The sequence below is a fragment of the Solirubrobacter pauli genome (assembly GCF_003633755.1).
Classification (GTDB): domain Bacteria; phylum Actinomycetota; class Thermoleophilia; order Solirubrobacterales; family Solirubrobacteraceae; genus Solirubrobacter; species Solirubrobacter pauli.
Window position 1 is genome coordinate 347,858 of the sequence record NZ_RBIL01000002.1, and the last position, 14,972, is coordinate 362,829.

Consider the following 14,972-nt stretch of genomic DNA (forward strand, 5'->3'; position numbering starts at 1 on the left):
CGATAAGCTATGAAGCACAGCTATGTCAAGACCTGAGCTCACCCTGTTCTCGTACGAGGTGATGGGGCTGGTCGGCGAGACCGGCGCCGGCCCGCACGACCTCCTGCAGATGGCCCGCCGCGGCCGCATCCTCGACTGGGCCGGCGAGAGCCAGTACTACGTCGAGCCCAAGCGCCTCGCCAAGCTCGGCTACCTGGAGGCGCGCGAGGCGCCCGGCCGGACGCGCGCCCGCACCGTGTACTCGCTCACGGACAAGGGGCGCGACGCGCTCCGCGCCTGGGCACGCACGCCCGTCACCGTCACGCCGCTGAAGTCCGAGCCGCTGCTGCGTCTGCTGATCGCGGACATCGCGGGGGAGGAGGTCACGCGCGAGGCGCTCGCGACGCTTCGCGCCGACCTCGCCGACCTCGTCGAGCGCCTCGACGCCAGCGAGGCAGCCGCCGAGGCGCTGCCGCACCGGGCGCGCAACCTGCTGCTGGTCAACCGCTTCCTACGCGGCTTCGTCGCGCTCCACGAGCAGCTCGTCGACGAGGCCGAGGACGAGCTGCGCTGACTCAGCCGACGCGCGCCTCCAGCACCAGGTTCAGCGGCGTCTCGGCCGCGCGCCGCACGCTCGTGAAGCCGCCCTCGCGCAGCACGGCCGCGATCGCCGCCTCGCCCGCCTGCGTCCCCAGGCCGGCACGCCCCGGCTGGGACAGCGAGCCCGGCGTGCAGCACATGGTCGAGAAGCCGTAGTACAGGCGCCCGACCGGATTGAGGTTCTCCTCCACGGAATCGCCCGCGAACGGCTCGACGAGCACGCAGGTGCCGTCCGGCGCGAGCGCGCCGACCGCATGCCGGGCTGCGGCGAGCGGGTCGCCGAGGTCGTGGAAGGCGTCGAAGAACGCGATCACGTCGAAGCGCCGGTCCAGGTACTCGGCGGCGCCGGCGATCTCGAACGTGACCCGGTCGGCGACGCCCGCCTGCTCGGCCCGGCGGCGCGCCACGGCGATCGACTCCGCGTGGTAGTCGATCCCGACGAAGCGCGAGGTCGGGTACGCCTGCGCGAGCAGGATCGTCGAGGCGCCGTGCCCACAGCCGACGTCGGCGACGAGCGCGCCGGCCTCGAGCTTCTCGACGACGCCGTCGAGCGCCGGCAGCCACTCGGAGATCAGATGCGTGCGGTAGCCGACGGCGAACGCGCGCTCCGTGCCGTGCCAGAGCCCGTGGTGGTGCTCGTGCCAGCCGACGCCCTGGCCGTCGATGAAGCGCTCCGCGAGCGCCTCGCGGATGCCGACGACGCCGTTGGCGGCCTGGAACGTGCCCGTCATCAGGAACGGTGAGGTCTCGTCGGCGAGCACGAGCGCGTGCTCGGCCGGCAGCGAGTAGGCGCCGTCCTCGTGGACGACGAACCCGGAGGCCGCCTGCGCGTTGAGCCACTCGCGCACGTAGCGCTCCAGCGTGCCCGTGCGGCCGGCGAGCTCGGCCGGCGTGACGGGCTCGCCGTCCGCCATCGCCCGGTAGAGCCCGAGCTCGTCGCCGAGCGTGACGAGCGCGACGTTCAGCGCCGCGCCGACCTCGGTCGCGGCCAGCCCGATGAACGCCTCGAGCTTGCCCTCGTCGATGTCCGTGACGGCCATCTCAGCCCCCGCACTGGCGGTAGTAGTGCGGCCAGGCGACGTCGTTCCACCACTTGGAGGCCAGCTCCCAGCCGGCGATGCGCTCGATGATGCGGAAGTCGCGTTCGATGCGCTCGAGCTTGCGCTCGCAGCGGTCGCCGCCGCCGTGGTGGGTGCCGGCGTAGGCCGGGGAGGTGGCGCCGAGCGTCGCCGCCGCGATCAGTGAGGCGAGGGCCACTCGCCAGCGATGCGTTCTCATGCCATCCAGCTTCCGGGCCCGCGGGACGCCGGCGGTGACGGCTTCCTTAGCGCTTTCTGAGCGAGGTGCGGGCGGCCGCCGCCCGCTCGGGAGCCAGCACGATTTCGCCGCCCCACCACGCCGGGGTACCGTCGCGCGCAATGGACCTGTACCTCGTCTCCCGCCGTCGCGCATGGTTGTCCGAGGAAGAGCTGGCCGCGTTCTCGGAGTGCGCTCCGGCGGTCCTGGACACGTTCGGCGGCACCGTCCGCTGGGTGCGCTCGTACGTGTTCGCGGAGGCCGACGGCACCTTCAGCGCCGACTGCCTGTACGAGGCGACCAGCGCCGAGCGCCTCGAGGAGTACGCCGAGGCGATGCTGCTGCCCGCGGACGCGATCCGGCGCGTGCACGCCACCGCCGCGGCATGAACCTGGGGGCGCTGCTCGCCCGGCGCGCGCTGCTCGGCCGTGACGCCGAGCTGGCGGCGCTGCGGACGCTGCATGCGCCCGGCGGACCGCTCGTCGCGGTCGTCCACGGCGTCGCCGGGACGGGCAAGTCGGCGCTGCTGCGCGCGTTCGCGGCCGAGCACGCGGCCGGCGCCACCGTCGTCGACGGGCGCGCGATCGAGCCGACCCCGCAGGGCTTCCTCGCGGCCGCCGGCGAGGACCCCGGCCTGCTCGTCATCGACACGTTCGAGCGCCTGCGCCTGCTCGACGACTGGCTGCGCCACACCTACTTCCCGTCGCTGCCCGCGTACACGCGGATCGCGATCGCCACGCGCGACAAGCCGGGCGCGGTGTGGCGCGCGACGTTCGGCGAGTACCTGCAAGTGATCGCGCTCGGCCCGCTCGCCCCGGCGGACGCGCACGCGGTGCTCGAGCTCTGCGGGCTGGACCCCCAGGAGGCGGCCGAGGTCAACCGGTTCGTCCACGGCCATCCGCTCTCGCTCCAGCTCGCCGCCTCGGCCCGCAGGGAACATCCGGACGCGGTCATCCCGACCGTCACGCAGGAGCTCGCGGCGCTCTACCTCGACGGCCTCGACGCACCCACGCGCGCCGCGCTCGACCACGCGTGCGTCCTGCGCCGCGTCACCCGCTCGCTGCTCCCGGACGGCTATGACCTCCTCCAGGACCTCCCGTTCGTGGAGTTGACGCCGGAAGGCCTCGTCATCCACGACGCGGTGCGCGAGGCGGTGTCCGCGCTGCTGAAGGCCACCGATCCGGTCCGCCATCGCGCCGTCCGCGCGGCCGCCTGGCAGCGGATCCGGGCGGAGATGCCGTACGGCGGCTGGGCGTCGGTGGCCGACATGATCGCGCTGGTCGAGGAGCCGCTGGTGCGCGAGGCGTTCTTCCCGACCGCGATCCAGCACTACGCGGTGGAGGCCGCGCGCCCGTCGGACCGGGACGCGATCCTTGCGATCGTCGCCCGCCACCACCCGGGCGTGACCACGGCCCTGATCGCCGACTGGTGGGACGCGGTGCCCGAGGCCTTCCGCGTCGCGCGCAGCCCGCGCGGGATCGTCGTCGCGTTCACGGTCCAGTGCGACCTGAAGGTCGTCCCGCAAGGGTTGTTCATGCGCGACCCGCTGTGCCAGGCGTGGCGGGAGCACCTGCGCGCGCACCCGGTCCCGAAGGGCCAGCGCGTGCTGGCGGCCCGGCTCGCGCTGGCCCACGGCACAGGCTCGGCGCCGTCGCCGTGCTTCAGCGCGCTCTTGCGCGACGTCGAGCGGGCGTCGCTGCAGACCGGGCTCGTCCGCCGCATCTACTCGGCGCAGGGCGGCGAGGCGCTCGACGCGCAGCTCGAGCCGCTCGGGTACCTGCCGATCCCCGGCGGCGCGACGGTGTGCGACCTGGGGCCCGAGTCCGTCCCCGGCTGGCTGTCGGAGCTCGCGGCGCGCGACCTGCACGTGGCGCGCACCGCGCTCGACGCCGACGCGCGCGAGCTGACGCTCGAGGGTCGCACGATCGCGCTCACCAAGCTCGAGTGCGCGGTCCTGCGCTACCTGCAGGACCGCGAGGGGCAGGTGGTCCCGCGCGCCGCGCTGCTCCGTGACGTCTGGGGCTACGAGTGGGACGGGGGCGCGAACGCCGTCGACGTGGCCATCTCCGGGCTGCGCCGCAAGCTCGACGAGCGGGCGAGGGCGCTCGAGACGGTGCGCGGCGTCGGCTTCCGGCTCAATAGCCTCTAGCGCGTGCGCGACGGCGTCGACGACATCATCGACCGGTGGCGGGTCGAGCGGCCCGAGCTCGACCCGAGCCCGATCGGCGTCATCGGCCGCATCTCCCGGCTGTCCCGCGCGCTCGAGGCGCACCTGGAGGTCGTCTACCGCGAGCACGGGCTCGAGCCCGGCTGGCACGACCTGCTGGCGACGCTGCGCCGTCAGGGGCCCAAGCTCCGCCCGACCGACCTGATGGGCTCGCTGATGCTCACGTCCGGCGGCACGACCAAGCGGCTGCAGAAGCTGGAGAAGGCCGGGCTGATCGCGCGCGAACCCGACCCGAACGACCGTCGCGGCCAGCTGATCGCGCTCACCGAGAAGGGGCGCGAGGTGATCGACGCCGTCACCGGCCCGCACCTCGCCAACGAGGCGCGGCTGCTGGAGGCGCTGAGCGCGGAGGAGCGCGAGCAGCTCGCCGCGCTCCTGCGCAAGCTCAACCTCGGGTTGCCACCGCTTTGAAGAACGTGTAGCTGAACGTCTCGGTCGCCGCCAGGTCGCTGATGCCCTGGTCGAAGCGGTCGGCGTCGATCAGGCCCGCGGTGAGCGCCGCCTCGCGCACGCCCTCGATCATCGCCGTGAACGTCTTGAGCGTGAACCCGTCCACGAGGTCCGGCTTGCTGGCGTCCACGTAGACCATCCGCGGCGACACCCGCGTGTCGGGGAAGCCGGCCTCGACGAGCAGCGGGTACAGCCGCCGGCCGATCTTGGCGTCGCCCGACTGCAGCTTGACGAGGCAGTCGATCGCGTCGTCGGCGGCGGCGCTCTCCGGGTGGAAGTAGGTCGAGCCGTGGTCGCCCTCGATCACGGTGATCGTGCCGCCGGGCTTGAGCAGCCCGCGCAGCCGCCGCAGCGCCGCGTACGGGTCGCGCAGGTGCTCGAGCACGAAGCAGACGAACACGTGGTCGAACGGCTCCGCCTCGTACGTGAACAGGTCGGCCTGCTCGAACGTCACGTTCGGCGCGGTCACCCGCTCCTGGGCGACCGCGAGCGAGTCGGGGGAGAGCTCGATGCTGGTGAACTGCGCGTCCGGCGAGTTCGCCGCGAGCGTGATCGTCTGCGCGCCGACGCCGCAGCCGGCTTCGAGCACTCGGCTCCCGGCCGGGTACACCGTGTCGTGATGGAGCAGCTCGACCAACGCTCCGGCTTGGTCGTTGAGCCGTTCGCTCTCGCGCGCGGCGTATCCGTGGACGTAGGCCATGGACCGTAGTCTGCATGACCGTGGCCATCGACATCCAGCTGTTCACCGACCCGGCGTGCCCCTTCGCGTTCTCCGCCGAGCCGATCCGGCAGCGCCTGCGCTTCTTCTACGGCGACGGCCTGCGCTGGCGGACGACCATGATCGTGCTCACCCTGGAGCCCGGCGAGGCCGAGAAGCTGCAGGGCGGCGCACCCGGCCTGCAGCGCAAGTACGGCATGCCGATCGACCCGGCGCCGTACTCCCGGCCGTCCTCGAGCGAGCCCGCCTGTCGGGCGGTCGTGGCGGCGCGGTTGAACGCTCCCTCGTTCGAGGAGCGGCTGCTGCGCCGGCTGCGCGTGCGCCGCATGGACGGAGGTCTGCTCGATGACCCGGCGCTGATCGCGGGCGCTGCGACCGATGTCGGCCTGGACCCTGAGCAGCTCGCGCGCTGGTGCGACTCGCCCGGCGTGGAGGACGCGCTGCAGGAGGACATCGCCGCCGCACGCAACCCGTCCGCGGCCGCTCGGGCGCTCGACCACAAGCTCGGCGGCCCGGCGTCCGAGCGCCGCTACACGGCACCGAGCTACGAGCTGTCGTTCGGGTCGCGCACGTTCAGCCTGCCCGGCTTCAACCCGATCGAGGCCTACGAGGCCGCGGTCGCGAACCTGGACCCGACGCTGCCGCGCCGCGCGGCACCCGAGCACGTGGAGGACGTGCTGCGCGCGTTCGACGAGCCGCTCGCGACCGCGGAGGTCGAGGCGATCCTCGGCCGGTCGGCGCGGACGCAGCTCGGCCGCGTCGCACAGCCGATCCCCGCGGGCGCGGACTGCTACTGGAGGCTCTGAAGCATCCGCGCGTTGTGCTCGTGCCCGCGCAGCTCGTAGCCGACGACCGTGACCCACGGGACGAGCGCGACCACCAGCAGGCACCAGTGCAACGCGACGTCCGCGCTCGCGAGCGCGTAGGAGAGCCCGAGCAGCGCGACCGAGCCCGCGATCAGGAGCCAGTGGAAGCGGTCGAGGGCGCCGACGAGGTACGTGTACAGCCCGTAGATGCCGAGGACGACGACGGCCACGGGGACCGCGACCGTGAGGATGGTCGCGGCCGCGTCGAGCTTGGAGTGGTCCTCGAGGTAGTACGCGGCCACGTGCAGGCCGCCGCCGATCGCCACGACCGACGCGATGATCGGCACGTTCCCGTAGCCCCAGCCGAACGAGCGCTCGCGGCGCGCGTGCAGGAAGTCGCCGAACGGGATCACGAAGTACGCCCACCAGAGGCCGAACGTGAGCCCGACGCCGGCCAGCGCGACGACCGCCGCGGACACGCTCCAGCCCGGGCCCTCGGGCCCGACGACCGCGGAGAGCGACGCGATCGTCCCGATGATCCCCTCGCCGAGCGCGATGATGATCAGCAGGCCGTAGCGCTCGGCGATGTGGTGCGCATGCCAGGGCGTGCCGCCCTTGCGCGTCTCCGCGAGGTACGGGCCCGCGAACTCCACCAGCGTCAGCAGCGCCACGAAGACGAACGTGACGGCGATCGACGTGTGCGCGATCGCGAGCGCGATCCAGCCGAGCTGCGCCACCGCGATCCAGCGCGCGTAGGTCAGGCACGCGGTCCGGTGCTCCGGGTCGTGGCGCGCGGCGCGGGTCCACTGGAAGAGCATCGCGACGCGCATGACGACGTAGCCGCCGACCATCACCGCGTTGTCGACGTGCGCCCCCTCGTCGATCGACTCGAACACCGCCGGCAGCCCGAGCGCGACGATCACGACGCCGATCATCTGCAGCATCGTCGTCAGCCGGTAGACCCAGTCGTCGACGTCGAACGCCGACGCGAACCACGAGAAGTTGATCCACGCCCACGTGATCGAGAAGCCGCCCAGCGCGAAGCCGAGCAACGCGGTCTTCACGTGGTCCTCGGCCAGGTAGTGCGCGAGCTCGTCGGCGACCATCCCGTACGCGACCACGAACGTCAGGTCGAACAGCAGCTCCAGCGGCGTCGCCACCCGGTGCTGCTCGTGCGGGTCACGCCCGCCCATGCGCGCGCGGCGATGGGCGAGCGGGCTGGTCACCGGGCGGAGCGGTCGTCCGAGAGCGACGGCCGCGTCTGCAGCACGAGCTGCTCGATCGCGTCGGCGACGTGGACCCGGTCGATCGCGCGGTCGCCACGCTCGACGCGCAGCTTGTGCGCGGTGAACAGCACGTCGGCGTGCGTCGCGGGATGCGGCGGCTCGAAGCGGTAGGACGCCAGCTCGATCAGCAGGCCGAGCGGGTCCTGGAAGTAGATCGAGTCCATGAACCCGCGGTCCTTGACGCCGCTGTGGCGGATGCCGCGCTCGTCCAGGCGCTCGACGGCCTGCGCGAACATCGCCTGGCTGAGCGCGAACGCGACGTGGTGCACGCAGCCCGGATCGGTCGGCGTGCGGCTGGGGTCGACCTCCCGATCCTCCTTGGTGAAGATCGTGATCAGGCGGCCGTCGCCCGGATCGAAGTACAGGTGGCTCTCGTCGGCGTTGTCCAGGTTGGGCTGCTCGAAGATGAACGGCATCCCGAGGACGCCTTCCCAGAAGTCGATCGAGGTCTGGCGATCGGCGCCGACGATCGTGATGTGGTGGACGCCTTGGCTCTGGAGCTTGCGGTGCATCGAGTGGCGACGCTATCAGCGGGTACCCTTCTGCGCCTCTGCGGGAGCACGACGCTGATCTCACTCTGCTCGCGGTCGGGGTCCTCGGCGCGTCGACCTCGCCGCCCCTGATCGCGGCCTGCGCGGCGCCCGGGCTCGCGATCGCGTTCTGGCGCACGGGTGCGGCCGCGGCCGTGCTCGCGCCGGTGCTGCTCGCGCGGGAGCGGCGGATCGTGCTGCCGCGCGGCCGTGGGCTGTGGCTCGCGCTGGCCGCGGGGCTCGCGCTCGCGGCGCACTTCGGGACGTTCATCCCGTCGCTGAGCTACACGACCGTCGCGTCGTCGGCGGCGCTGGTGTGCACGCAGCCGATCTGGGCGGGCGTGATCGGCTGGTTCCTCGGTGAGCGGCTGCCGGGGCGCGCGTGGGCGGGCGTCGGCGTGTGCCTGCTCGGCGTCCTGCTGATGACCGGGGTGGATATCAGCGTGTCCGGCGACGCGCTGCTGGGCGACGGGCTCGCGGTTACGGGGGGCGTGTTCGGCGGTGTCTACATCGTCCTCGGCGGGTTCGCGCGGCGCGGGCTGAGCACGCTCGATTACACGGTCATCTGCTACGGGACGTGCGCGCTGTGGCTGCTGCCCGTGTGCGTGCTGACCGGCACCGCGCTGGCCGGGTTCTCGGGGGAGGACTGGCTGCGGATCGCCGCGATCACGGTCTTCGGGCAGCTCGTCGGGCATTCGCTGTTCAACCTGGTGCTGCGATCGATCAGCCCGACGATGGTGGCGCTCGGCGGGTTGTTCACGGTGCCGCTGGCGGCGATCATCGCGGCCGTGGCGCTGGGCGAGACGCCGCCCGCGGCGGCGATCCCGGCGATGGCGCTGCTCATCGCCGGGACCGCGTTGGTGATCAGTGCGCGGGCGCGCGCAGCAGCCGCGTCGTAGCGAGGCCCGCGAGCAGCGTCATGCAGATCGCGGAGCCGACGCACCAGATGCAGATCGCCTCGAGCTCCCAGATCTCCACGTAGGTCAGCCACGCCGAGAACGCGACGCCCGCGATCGCGAGCAGCGCCGTGATCGAGCGGCCGGTCTCGGTGTCCTTGAGGAGGCTGGCGAGGATCGCGACGTACCCGAACAGGCCGAGGAGCGCGACGGGGACGCCGAGGAGCTCGGCGTAGCTGGACTTCTGCACGGTCGCGCAACCGTGGGCGATGGCGCACACCGGCTCACCGCCGGCGTAGTGGACGATGGTCAGGTAGCCCGCGATCGCGAGGCCCGCGATGGCGACCGCGAACGTCGCGACGCGGATCACAGCGCCTTCTCCAGCGCGGCCTTGAGGTCGCCCGCGCCGACCTGGAGGACCTGCTCGGAGCCGTCGCCCTTCTTGATCGTGAACGTCGGGGTGGAGTCGGCGCCGACGGCCTGCGCGTCCTGGTTGGCGGTGGTGAGCGCGGACTCGGCCTCGTTCGTGTCGGCGTACTTCAGCGCGGCGTCGGCGTTGACGCCCGCGGTGGTCGCGACGTCCTTGAGGAAGTCATCGGTCACGTAGCCGGAGTTCTCGGTGCCCTGGTTGGCGTAGAAGGTCTCGAGGAAGCTCCACAGCTTGTTCTGCTGCTGGGCGCCGGCGGCGACGCGCGCGGCCGTGACCGAGTCCGGGCCGAGGAAGTGCATCGTCCGGGCCTGCAGCTTGACCTTGCCGGTCTTGACGTAGTCGTCGATCAACGTCGGCAGCGTGGTCTTGGAGGCCTCGGCGCAGATCGGGCACTGCAGGTCGACGTACTCGGTGATGGTCACGGGCGCCTTCGGGTCGCCGAGCACGCCGTTGGTCTCCGGCACGCCGTCGACGACGGTGCTGCGGGCGAGCGCGGCACCGTCGGACGGGGCGCCGTTCGAGGAGGTGGACACGATCGCGGCGATCGCGATCACGGCGACGGCGGCGACCAGGCCGGTGCCGAGGATCTGGAAGCGGCGGCGCCGGGTGGTCTTGGCCTGCTCGGCGGCCTCGAGCGCCTCGCGGTGGGCGCGGCGCTGTTCGCGCAGCTCGCGCTTGGTCATGGTGATGCTCCTTGAAGTTCGCGTGGGAGGACTGCGCGGCGTGGACACGCGCGGCGGCTCGGCGGCGAACGAAGGGCTCGCCGCGATCAGGCGAACTGCGGCGGACCGCGATCCCGCGTGAGGCGGGCGGCGCGGAGGTGCGGCGGCACCACGAGGCGGTCGCCCTGATGGACGATCTCCTCGACGATCATGCTCAGGCGTGGCGCCCGCGGCAGGGGGAACGCGTGGCGTGCGGTCCGCAGGGCGAGCGCGAGCAGCGCGCCTCCGGCGGCGCCGAAGGCGAGCAGCGGCACCCAGCCGCCGCCGAGCAGCGCGCCCGTGCCGAGCGCGGACGCGAGCACGGCCTGCCCGCCGCACGCGGCCCACAGGCCGGCGGTGGCGACGAGCCACAGCGAGCTGCGGCCGCGGGCCATCCGGCCCACGAGCGCGGCGATGCCGAGCATGTACCCGATCACCAGCAGCGTCCCGGCCGTGCCGAGCGTGCCGCTGGACGCGGCGTCGAGGCAGCTCTGCGCGTCAGGCCCGCAGATGAACGACACCCGCGCCTGGTCGAGCCCGACCGCCAGCAGCGGCACGAGCACCAGGGCTCGCGCCATCAGCGGCAGTCGGTTCAGCAACGGGCGCACGCCAGTAATGTCGGCCGCGTTCCTGCACCGAACCTAAAGGTTCTGCTCGTCGACGGCGGCCAGAGCGGTTGCCGCGTCGCCCTGCGCGTGGACGGCGCGGTCGTCGAGCGCTCGACGGCGCCCGGCCTGGCGCGCGCGGGCCGCGACTGGAGCGCGCTGCGCGAGCTGGTCGCCCGGCACGCGCCGGACGTGGTCGCGGCGGGCCTGACCGGGTGGGACGGCGCGGACCTGGGCGTGCCGATGGTGGTCACCAACGACGCGGTGACCGCCCACCTGGGCGCCCTCGGCGGGGAGCCGGGCGCGGTGGTCGTGGCGGGCACGGGCGCGATCGCCCTCGCCGGCTCCGAAGCGGGCTGGGCACGCGCCGACGGCTGGGGCACGCTGCTCGGCGACGCCGGCGGCGGCTTCTGGATCGCACGCCGCGCGTTGGATCAGGCACTGCGAGCGGTCGACGGCCGCGGCGGCTCGTCCGCGCTGCGCGACGTCGCGGCCGCGCGCTTCGGGCCACTGGAGGAGATCGCACGCGCCGTCTACGACGCGCCGGACCCGGTGGCGACGGTCGCGGCGTTCACGCGCGACGTGGCCGAGCTCGCGCACGGGGGAGAGGCGACGGCGGTCGCGATCTTCGTGGCGGCGGGCGCTGAGCTGGCGCACACGGTGACCGCGGCGCTGAAGCGCGCAGGCCTGGTCGCACCGCGCGAGCCCCTCGCGACCGACCCCGGCCAGGCCGGCCCCGACCACGCCGGCCTCGCGGGTGCCGGCCAGGCCGGCCCCGACCACGCCGGCCTCGCAGGTGCCGGCCAGGCCGGCCCCGGGCGCGCCGGCCGTGGCGACGGCGCGCGTGAGCCGGTCGTCGTGTCATGGTCCGGCGGCGTGTTCTCGGCCGGCGACCTCATCCTCGATCCGCTGCGGGCGGCGCTCCCGCCGGGCGTCGTGCTGCGCGCGCCGCTCGGCGACGGGCTCGACGGCGCGGCGCGGTTGCTCGACGCGCCGACGCTGTTCTCTGATCTGATCCGGCGACCGTGACGCGGCTCGGGCATCTGTCGACCGAAGGGGCGCGGCCCGAGCGGGCCGAGATCGACCGGCTGCCGACGGCCGAGCTCGTGCGGCTGATGAACGAGGACGACCAGGCGGTCGCGGTGGCGGTCGCGGACGCGCAACGGCAGATCGCGGCGGCCGTCGACGCGATCGTCGCTCGGCTCGAGCGCGGCGGGCGGTTGATCTACATCGGCGCGGGCACGGCCGGGCGACTCGGGGTGCTGGACGCGAGCGAGTGCGGGCCGACGTTCAACTCCGACCGGGTGCTCGGGTTCATCGCGGGTGGGCCGGGCGCCGTGTCGACCGCCACGGAGTCCGCCGAGGACGACCCGGACGGCGCGCTCGACGACCTCGCCGACCTGACCGCGGACGACGCGGTCGTCGGCATCAGCGCGAGCGGGCGCACGCCGTACGTGCTCGGGGCGATCGCGCACGCGCGGCGGCGCGCCGCGCTGACGGTCGGGCTCGCGTGCAACCACGACGCGCCGCTCTCGGCCGCCGTCGAGCACCCGATCGAGGTGCTCGTCGGCCCCGAGTTCGTCGCCGGCTCCACGCGGCTGAAGGCGGGGACGGCGCAGAAGCTCGTGCTCAACATGCTCTCGACGCTGGCGATGGTGCGGCTCGGCAAGACGTACGGGAACCGGATGGTCGACGTCCGCGTCACCAACGAGAAGCTGCGCGACCGGGCGACGCGGATCGTCGCGCAGGTCGCGGACGCCGCGCACGAGGACGCCGCGCGGGCGCTGGCGGACGCGGGTGACGACGCGAAGGTCGCGGCGGTGATGCTGCGCGCCGGTGTCGGGGCCGAGGCGGCGCGGGAGCGCCTGCGTGCCGCCCACGGGCACCTGCGGCGGGCGCTGGGCGAGTGAGCGTGCCGGGAGCCGGTCCGGAACCGCGGCGGACGACGAGCGGGTGACCGCGCTCGCGATCGTGCTCGGCCTCGCGATCGGCGTGATCGTGGGTGCCGTCGGCGGAGGCGGCGCGATCCTCGCCCTGCCGGTGCTCGTCTACGTGCTCGGCGAGCCGGTCGGCCCCGCCTCGACCGCGAGCCTCGTCGTGGTGAGCCTGGCCGCGGCGATCGGCGCCGGCGCGCTCGCCCGCCACGGCCGCGTGTGCTGGCGGATCGCGTTCACGTTCGCCGCGCCCGCCGCGCTCGGCTCGCTGGCCGGCACGATCGCCAGCCACGAGATCGAGGGCAGCGTGCTGATCCTCGCGTTCGTGCCGGTGATGCTGCTCGCCGCGGTGCTGACGTGGAAGCGGGCGGGGGAGGACGGCGACGACGGCGCGTGCCCCGACGCGCCGCTGGACCGGACGCTGCTCGCCGGGCTGCTGGTCGGCCTGCTCACGGGCTTCTTCGGCGTCGGCGGCGGGTTCGTGATCGTGCCGGTGCTGAGCGTGTGGCTCGGCGTGCCGTTCCGGCGGGCGGTCGCGACGTCGCTGGTGATCATCACGCTCACCGGCCTGGCCGCGCTCGCGAGCCACCTGGCCGCCGGCTCGCGCCCCGACCTCGCCGTCACGCTCACGTTGTCGCTCGCGACCGGCGCGGGCGCGCTGCTGGGCACGACGGTCGGCGAGCGCGTGCCCCAGTCACTGCTGCGCCGCGGGTTCGCGGTGCTGGTGGGCACGGTGGCCGTCGCGCTGCTTGCCGACGTGCTGGTGCTCGGCGGCCCGCCCCGGTGAGCCCGACACGCGGTGCACGCCCCAGGCCAGCGCGACGAGGAACGCGAGCGCGATCGCCAGCACGATCGCGTAGCCGGTGGCCCACAGCCAGCCCGCCACACCGGTCTTGCGCTCGCGTTGCAGGAGCTGCTGCTCGGGCCCGAAGTCGCGCGTGAAGGTCGCGCGCACGGGAATCCCCTCGACCGGGATCGCCGGATCGGCGGGCAGGTAGACCGGCAGCGCGCTGAGCGTGCGCCCGTAGTGCAGGCGGATCATCGTCTTCCACTCGCCGTCCATCGGGATCGGCTGCGTGGTGCGGTACTCGCCGGGCCCGACGCGCTCGAGCCGGTCCACGACCAGGCCGCCGCCCTGCCAGGACGTGGCGGTGAGCCAGTTGGGATCCTGGGGGAGGTCGGCGCGCACGACGAGCCCGCCGTCCGCGAGGGTCACGGTGCCGCGCGCGCCGGACCCGCCGTCGGACAGCAGCCCGTAGCCCGTGAGCGCGAACAGCACCGCCGCGCCCGCGACGGCGGCACCGCGGAGCGACGGCGTGCGGTCGGCGGCCAGGCGCGCCCCGAGCCAGCCGCCCACGCAAGCGGCGGCGAGCGCCGCGGCGAAGCCCGCCAGCGCACCCTCGGGAAGCAGCGCGGCCGGCCACGGCAACGGCATCAGCAGGTGCGTCCACGCCCACTCGGACGCGAGCCCGAGCGTGCCGATGGCGACCCCGCTCGCGACCGCGAACGGCAGTGGCCGCCGCACCCGCAGCGCGACCAGCTCGACCAGCAGCGCGGAGATCAGGAAGAGCGGGAAGTGCGGTGTCGGCTCACCGAGCACGGGGCCGACCAGCAGCGCCATCAGGCCGCGCACGGCGAGGAAGAACAGCGCCGCCCCGAGCGCCGCGCCGCGGCCGAGCCAGAGCCGCGCCGCCACGAGCGACACGCCCGCCGCAAGGCCGATCAGCATCGGCTGGAACACCATCCGGAACTGGGGGACGCCGAAGTCGAACTCGGCCTGGAACGTCGAGAGGCCGAGCAGCAGGGCGCCCGGGAGCGAGACGCGGCGCAGGAAGGTCACGTAGCCGAGCTCGCTCCCGCGTCCGGCGCCGCGCGCCTCCACGAACAGCACCGCGAGCCCGATCAGCGTCATCGCCGCCCCGCCGATCAGCATCAGGTGCGTCGGTCCCCACAGCGTCACGTCCTGGCCGAACAGCCGGTGCCAGACGTCGTCCAGCGGGAACCCGATCAGCGCGAACGTGCCCGCGGCCGCGATCAGCACGCCGCCCAGCGGCGCGTACCAGCCCGGCGCGAGCTTCACCGCCACCCGCGACGGCTTCTCGAGCGGCAGGCACATCGACAGGAAGCCGGAGGCGAACACGCCGAACAGCCCGGCGAGGATGAAGTAGTGCGCGACGTTCGCCAGCGGCCCTTCGTCCCGGCCCTGCGCGATGTGCAGCGAGATGTCCCACAGCATCCCGAACAGCGCCGTGATCAGGGAGACCACGATCAACCCCGACGGGATCGCCGCCCAGGCCGGCAGGCCGGACACCCGCTCGGAGAAGCGGCCGAGCCGCCCGAGCAGCGCGACCTTCCCGCTCCGGTGGCCCATCCCGAGCCACAGCAGGGTCACGGTGACGACGCCGGCCGCGGCGGTCGCGACCGCGACCTGGTCCAGCGCGGCGCCGCCGGCCGGCTTGGCCTGGGCGAGGAGCTCGAACATGGGGGCGAATGTATCGTCGTTTGACGTCACGT

Annotated in this window: 18 protein-coding genes; 9 read left to right on the forward strand and 9 right to left on the reverse strand. The window is 73.8% G+C overall.

Going from position 1 to position 14,972, the window contains the following annotated elements; genetic code table 11:
• Positions 1-22 precede the first annotated feature (22 nt).
• Positions 23-553: a PadR family transcriptional regulator gene (locus C8N24_RS21515; RefSeq protein ID WP_121253978.1), complete on the forward strand. Its 531-nt coding sequence runs from the start codon at positions 23-25 to the stop codon at positions 551-553.
• Position 554: 1 nt separating this feature from the next.
• Here the strand turns inward: C8N24_RS21515 and C8N24_RS21520 are convergent, their stop codons facing one another.
• Complete coding sequence (locus C8N24_RS21520; RefSeq protein WP_121253980.1) at positions 555-1,619, reverse strand: class I SAM-dependent methyltransferase; 1,065 nt, start codon at positions 1,617-1,619, stop codon at positions 555-557.
• 1 nt (position 1,620) lies between these two features.
• The gene (locus C8N24_RS21525) at positions 1,621-1,857 is read right to left on the reverse strand and encodes a hypothetical protein (RefSeq protein ID WP_147447923.1); all 237 of its coding nucleotides are present in this window, start codon (positions 1,855-1,857) and stop codon (positions 1,621-1,623) included.
• A gap of 140 nt (positions 1,858-1,997) precedes the next feature.
• Between C8N24_RS21525 and C8N24_RS21530 the strand changes: the two genes are divergently transcribed.
• Genes C8N24_RS21530 through C8N24_RS21540 form a run of 3 tightly spaced genes read left to right on the forward strand, consistent with a single transcriptional unit; the run spans position 1,998 to position 4,513 of the window.
• Positions 1,998-2,264, forward strand: a complete 267-nt coding sequence (locus C8N24_RS21530) for a nickel-binding protein (protein WP_121253984.1) — start codon at positions 1,998-2,000, stop codon at positions 2,262-2,264.
• Entirely contained in the window at positions 2,261-4,024 is a 1,764-nt protein-coding gene (locus tag C8N24_RS21535) for a winged helix-turn-helix domain-containing protein (protein WP_121253986.1), read from the forward strand. The genes C8N24_RS21530 and C8N24_RS21535 overlap by 4 nt, the downstream gene beginning before the upstream one ends.
• A 3-nt stretch (positions 4,025-4,027) precedes the next feature.
• Positions 4,028-4,513: a MarR family winged helix-turn-helix transcriptional regulator gene (locus C8N24_RS21540; RefSeq protein ID WP_121253989.1), complete on the forward strand. Its 486-nt coding sequence runs from the start codon at positions 4,028-4,030 to the stop codon at positions 4,511-4,513.
• Here the strand turns inward: C8N24_RS21540 and C8N24_RS21545 are convergent.
• Positions 4,488-5,252 carry a class I SAM-dependent methyltransferase gene (locus tag C8N24_RS21545; RefSeq protein ID WP_121253992.1) on the reverse strand — a complete coding sequence of 255 codons (765 nt, stop codon included), beginning with the start codon at positions 5,250-5,252 and terminating at the stop codon, positions 4,488-4,490. The two genes, C8N24_RS21540 and C8N24_RS21545, sit on opposite strands and share 26 nt — an antisense overlap.
• 14 nt (positions 5,253-5,266) lie before the next feature.
• On the opposite strand from C8N24_RS21545, the gene C8N24_RS21550 reads away from it, so the two are divergent.
• Positions 5,267-6,076, forward strand: coding sequence for a DsbA family protein (locus C8N24_RS21550; protein ID WP_121253994.1), 810 nt, complete (start codon positions 5,267-5,269; stop codon positions 6,074-6,076).
• Here the strand turns inward: C8N24_RS21550 and C8N24_RS21555 are convergent.
• The gene (locus C8N24_RS21555; protein ID WP_121257901.1) at positions 6,061-7,269 is read right to left on the reverse strand and encodes a low temperature requirement protein A; all 1,209 of its coding nucleotides are present in this window, start codon (positions 7,267-7,269) and stop codon (positions 6,061-6,063) included. The genes C8N24_RS21550 and C8N24_RS21555 overlap by 16 nt on opposite strands.
• 29 nt (positions 7,270-7,298) lie before the next feature.
• Complete coding sequence (locus tag C8N24_RS21560; protein ID WP_121253996.1) at positions 7,299-7,874, reverse strand: VOC family protein; 576 nt, start codon at positions 7,872-7,874, stop codon at positions 7,299-7,301.
• A 65-nt stretch (positions 7,875-7,939) separates the two neighbouring features.
• Between C8N24_RS21560 and C8N24_RS21565 the strand changes: the two genes are divergently transcribed.
• Positions 7,940-8,791: a DMT family transporter gene (locus C8N24_RS21565; RefSeq protein ID WP_121253998.1), complete on the forward strand. Its 852-nt coding sequence runs from the start codon at positions 7,940-7,942 to the stop codon at positions 8,789-8,791.
• Here the strand turns inward: C8N24_RS21565 and C8N24_RS21570 are convergent.
• The 3 genes from C8N24_RS21570 to C8N24_RS21580 form a co-directional block, all read right to left on the reverse strand.
• Complete coding sequence (locus C8N24_RS21570; RefSeq protein ID WP_121254000.1) at positions 8,757-9,158, reverse strand: vitamin K epoxide reductase family protein; 402 nt, start codon at positions 9,156-9,158, stop codon at positions 8,757-8,759. The genes C8N24_RS21565 and C8N24_RS21570 overlap by 35 nt on opposite strands.
• Positions 9,155-9,901 (reverse strand): DsbA family protein, encoded by a 747-nt coding sequence (locus C8N24_RS21575; RefSeq protein ID WP_121254003.1) that lies wholly within the window; start codon positions 9,899-9,901, stop codon positions 9,155-9,157. Before C8N24_RS21575 ends, C8N24_RS21570 begins: the two co-directional genes overlap by 4 nt.
• An 86-nt stretch (positions 9,902-9,987) precedes the next feature.
• A complete protein-coding gene (locus C8N24_RS21580) occupies positions 9,988-10,527 on the reverse strand; it encodes a hypothetical protein (protein WP_121254005.1) in 540 nt (179 codons plus the stop codon).
• Positions 10,528-10,614: 87 nt separating this feature from the next.
• Here C8N24_RS21580 and C8N24_RS34740 point away from each other — a divergent pair, with 87 nt between their 5' ends.
• Genes C8N24_RS34740 through C8N24_RS21595 form a run of 3 tightly spaced genes read left to right on the forward strand, consistent with a single transcriptional unit; the run spans position 10,615 to position 13,245 of the window.
• Positions 10,615-11,553 (forward strand): N-acetylglucosamine kinase, encoded by a 939-nt coding sequence (locus C8N24_RS34740; protein ID WP_121254007.1) that lies wholly within the window; start codon positions 10,615-10,617, stop codon positions 11,551-11,553.
• Positions 11,550-12,434: an N-acetylmuramic acid 6-phosphate etherase gene (gene murQ, locus C8N24_RS21590; protein ID WP_121254009.1), complete on the forward strand. Its 885-nt coding sequence runs from the start codon at positions 11,550-11,552 to the stop codon at positions 12,432-12,434. The genes C8N24_RS34740 and murQ overlap by 4 nt, the downstream gene beginning before the upstream one ends.
• A 43-nt stretch (positions 12,435-12,477) precedes the next feature.
• Positions 12,478-13,245: a sulfite exporter TauE/SafE family protein gene (locus C8N24_RS21595; RefSeq protein WP_170179302.1), complete on the forward strand. Its 768-nt coding sequence runs from the start codon at positions 12,478-12,480 to the stop codon at positions 13,243-13,245.
• Here C8N24_RS21595 and C8N24_RS21600 read toward each other — a convergent pair.
• Entirely contained in the window at positions 13,153-14,940 is a 1,788-nt protein-coding gene (locus C8N24_RS21600; protein WP_211340092.1) for a hypothetical protein, read from the reverse strand. The two genes, C8N24_RS21595 and C8N24_RS21600, sit on opposite strands and share 93 nt — an antisense overlap.
• Between the last annotated feature and the right edge of the window lie 32 nt (positions 14,941-14,972).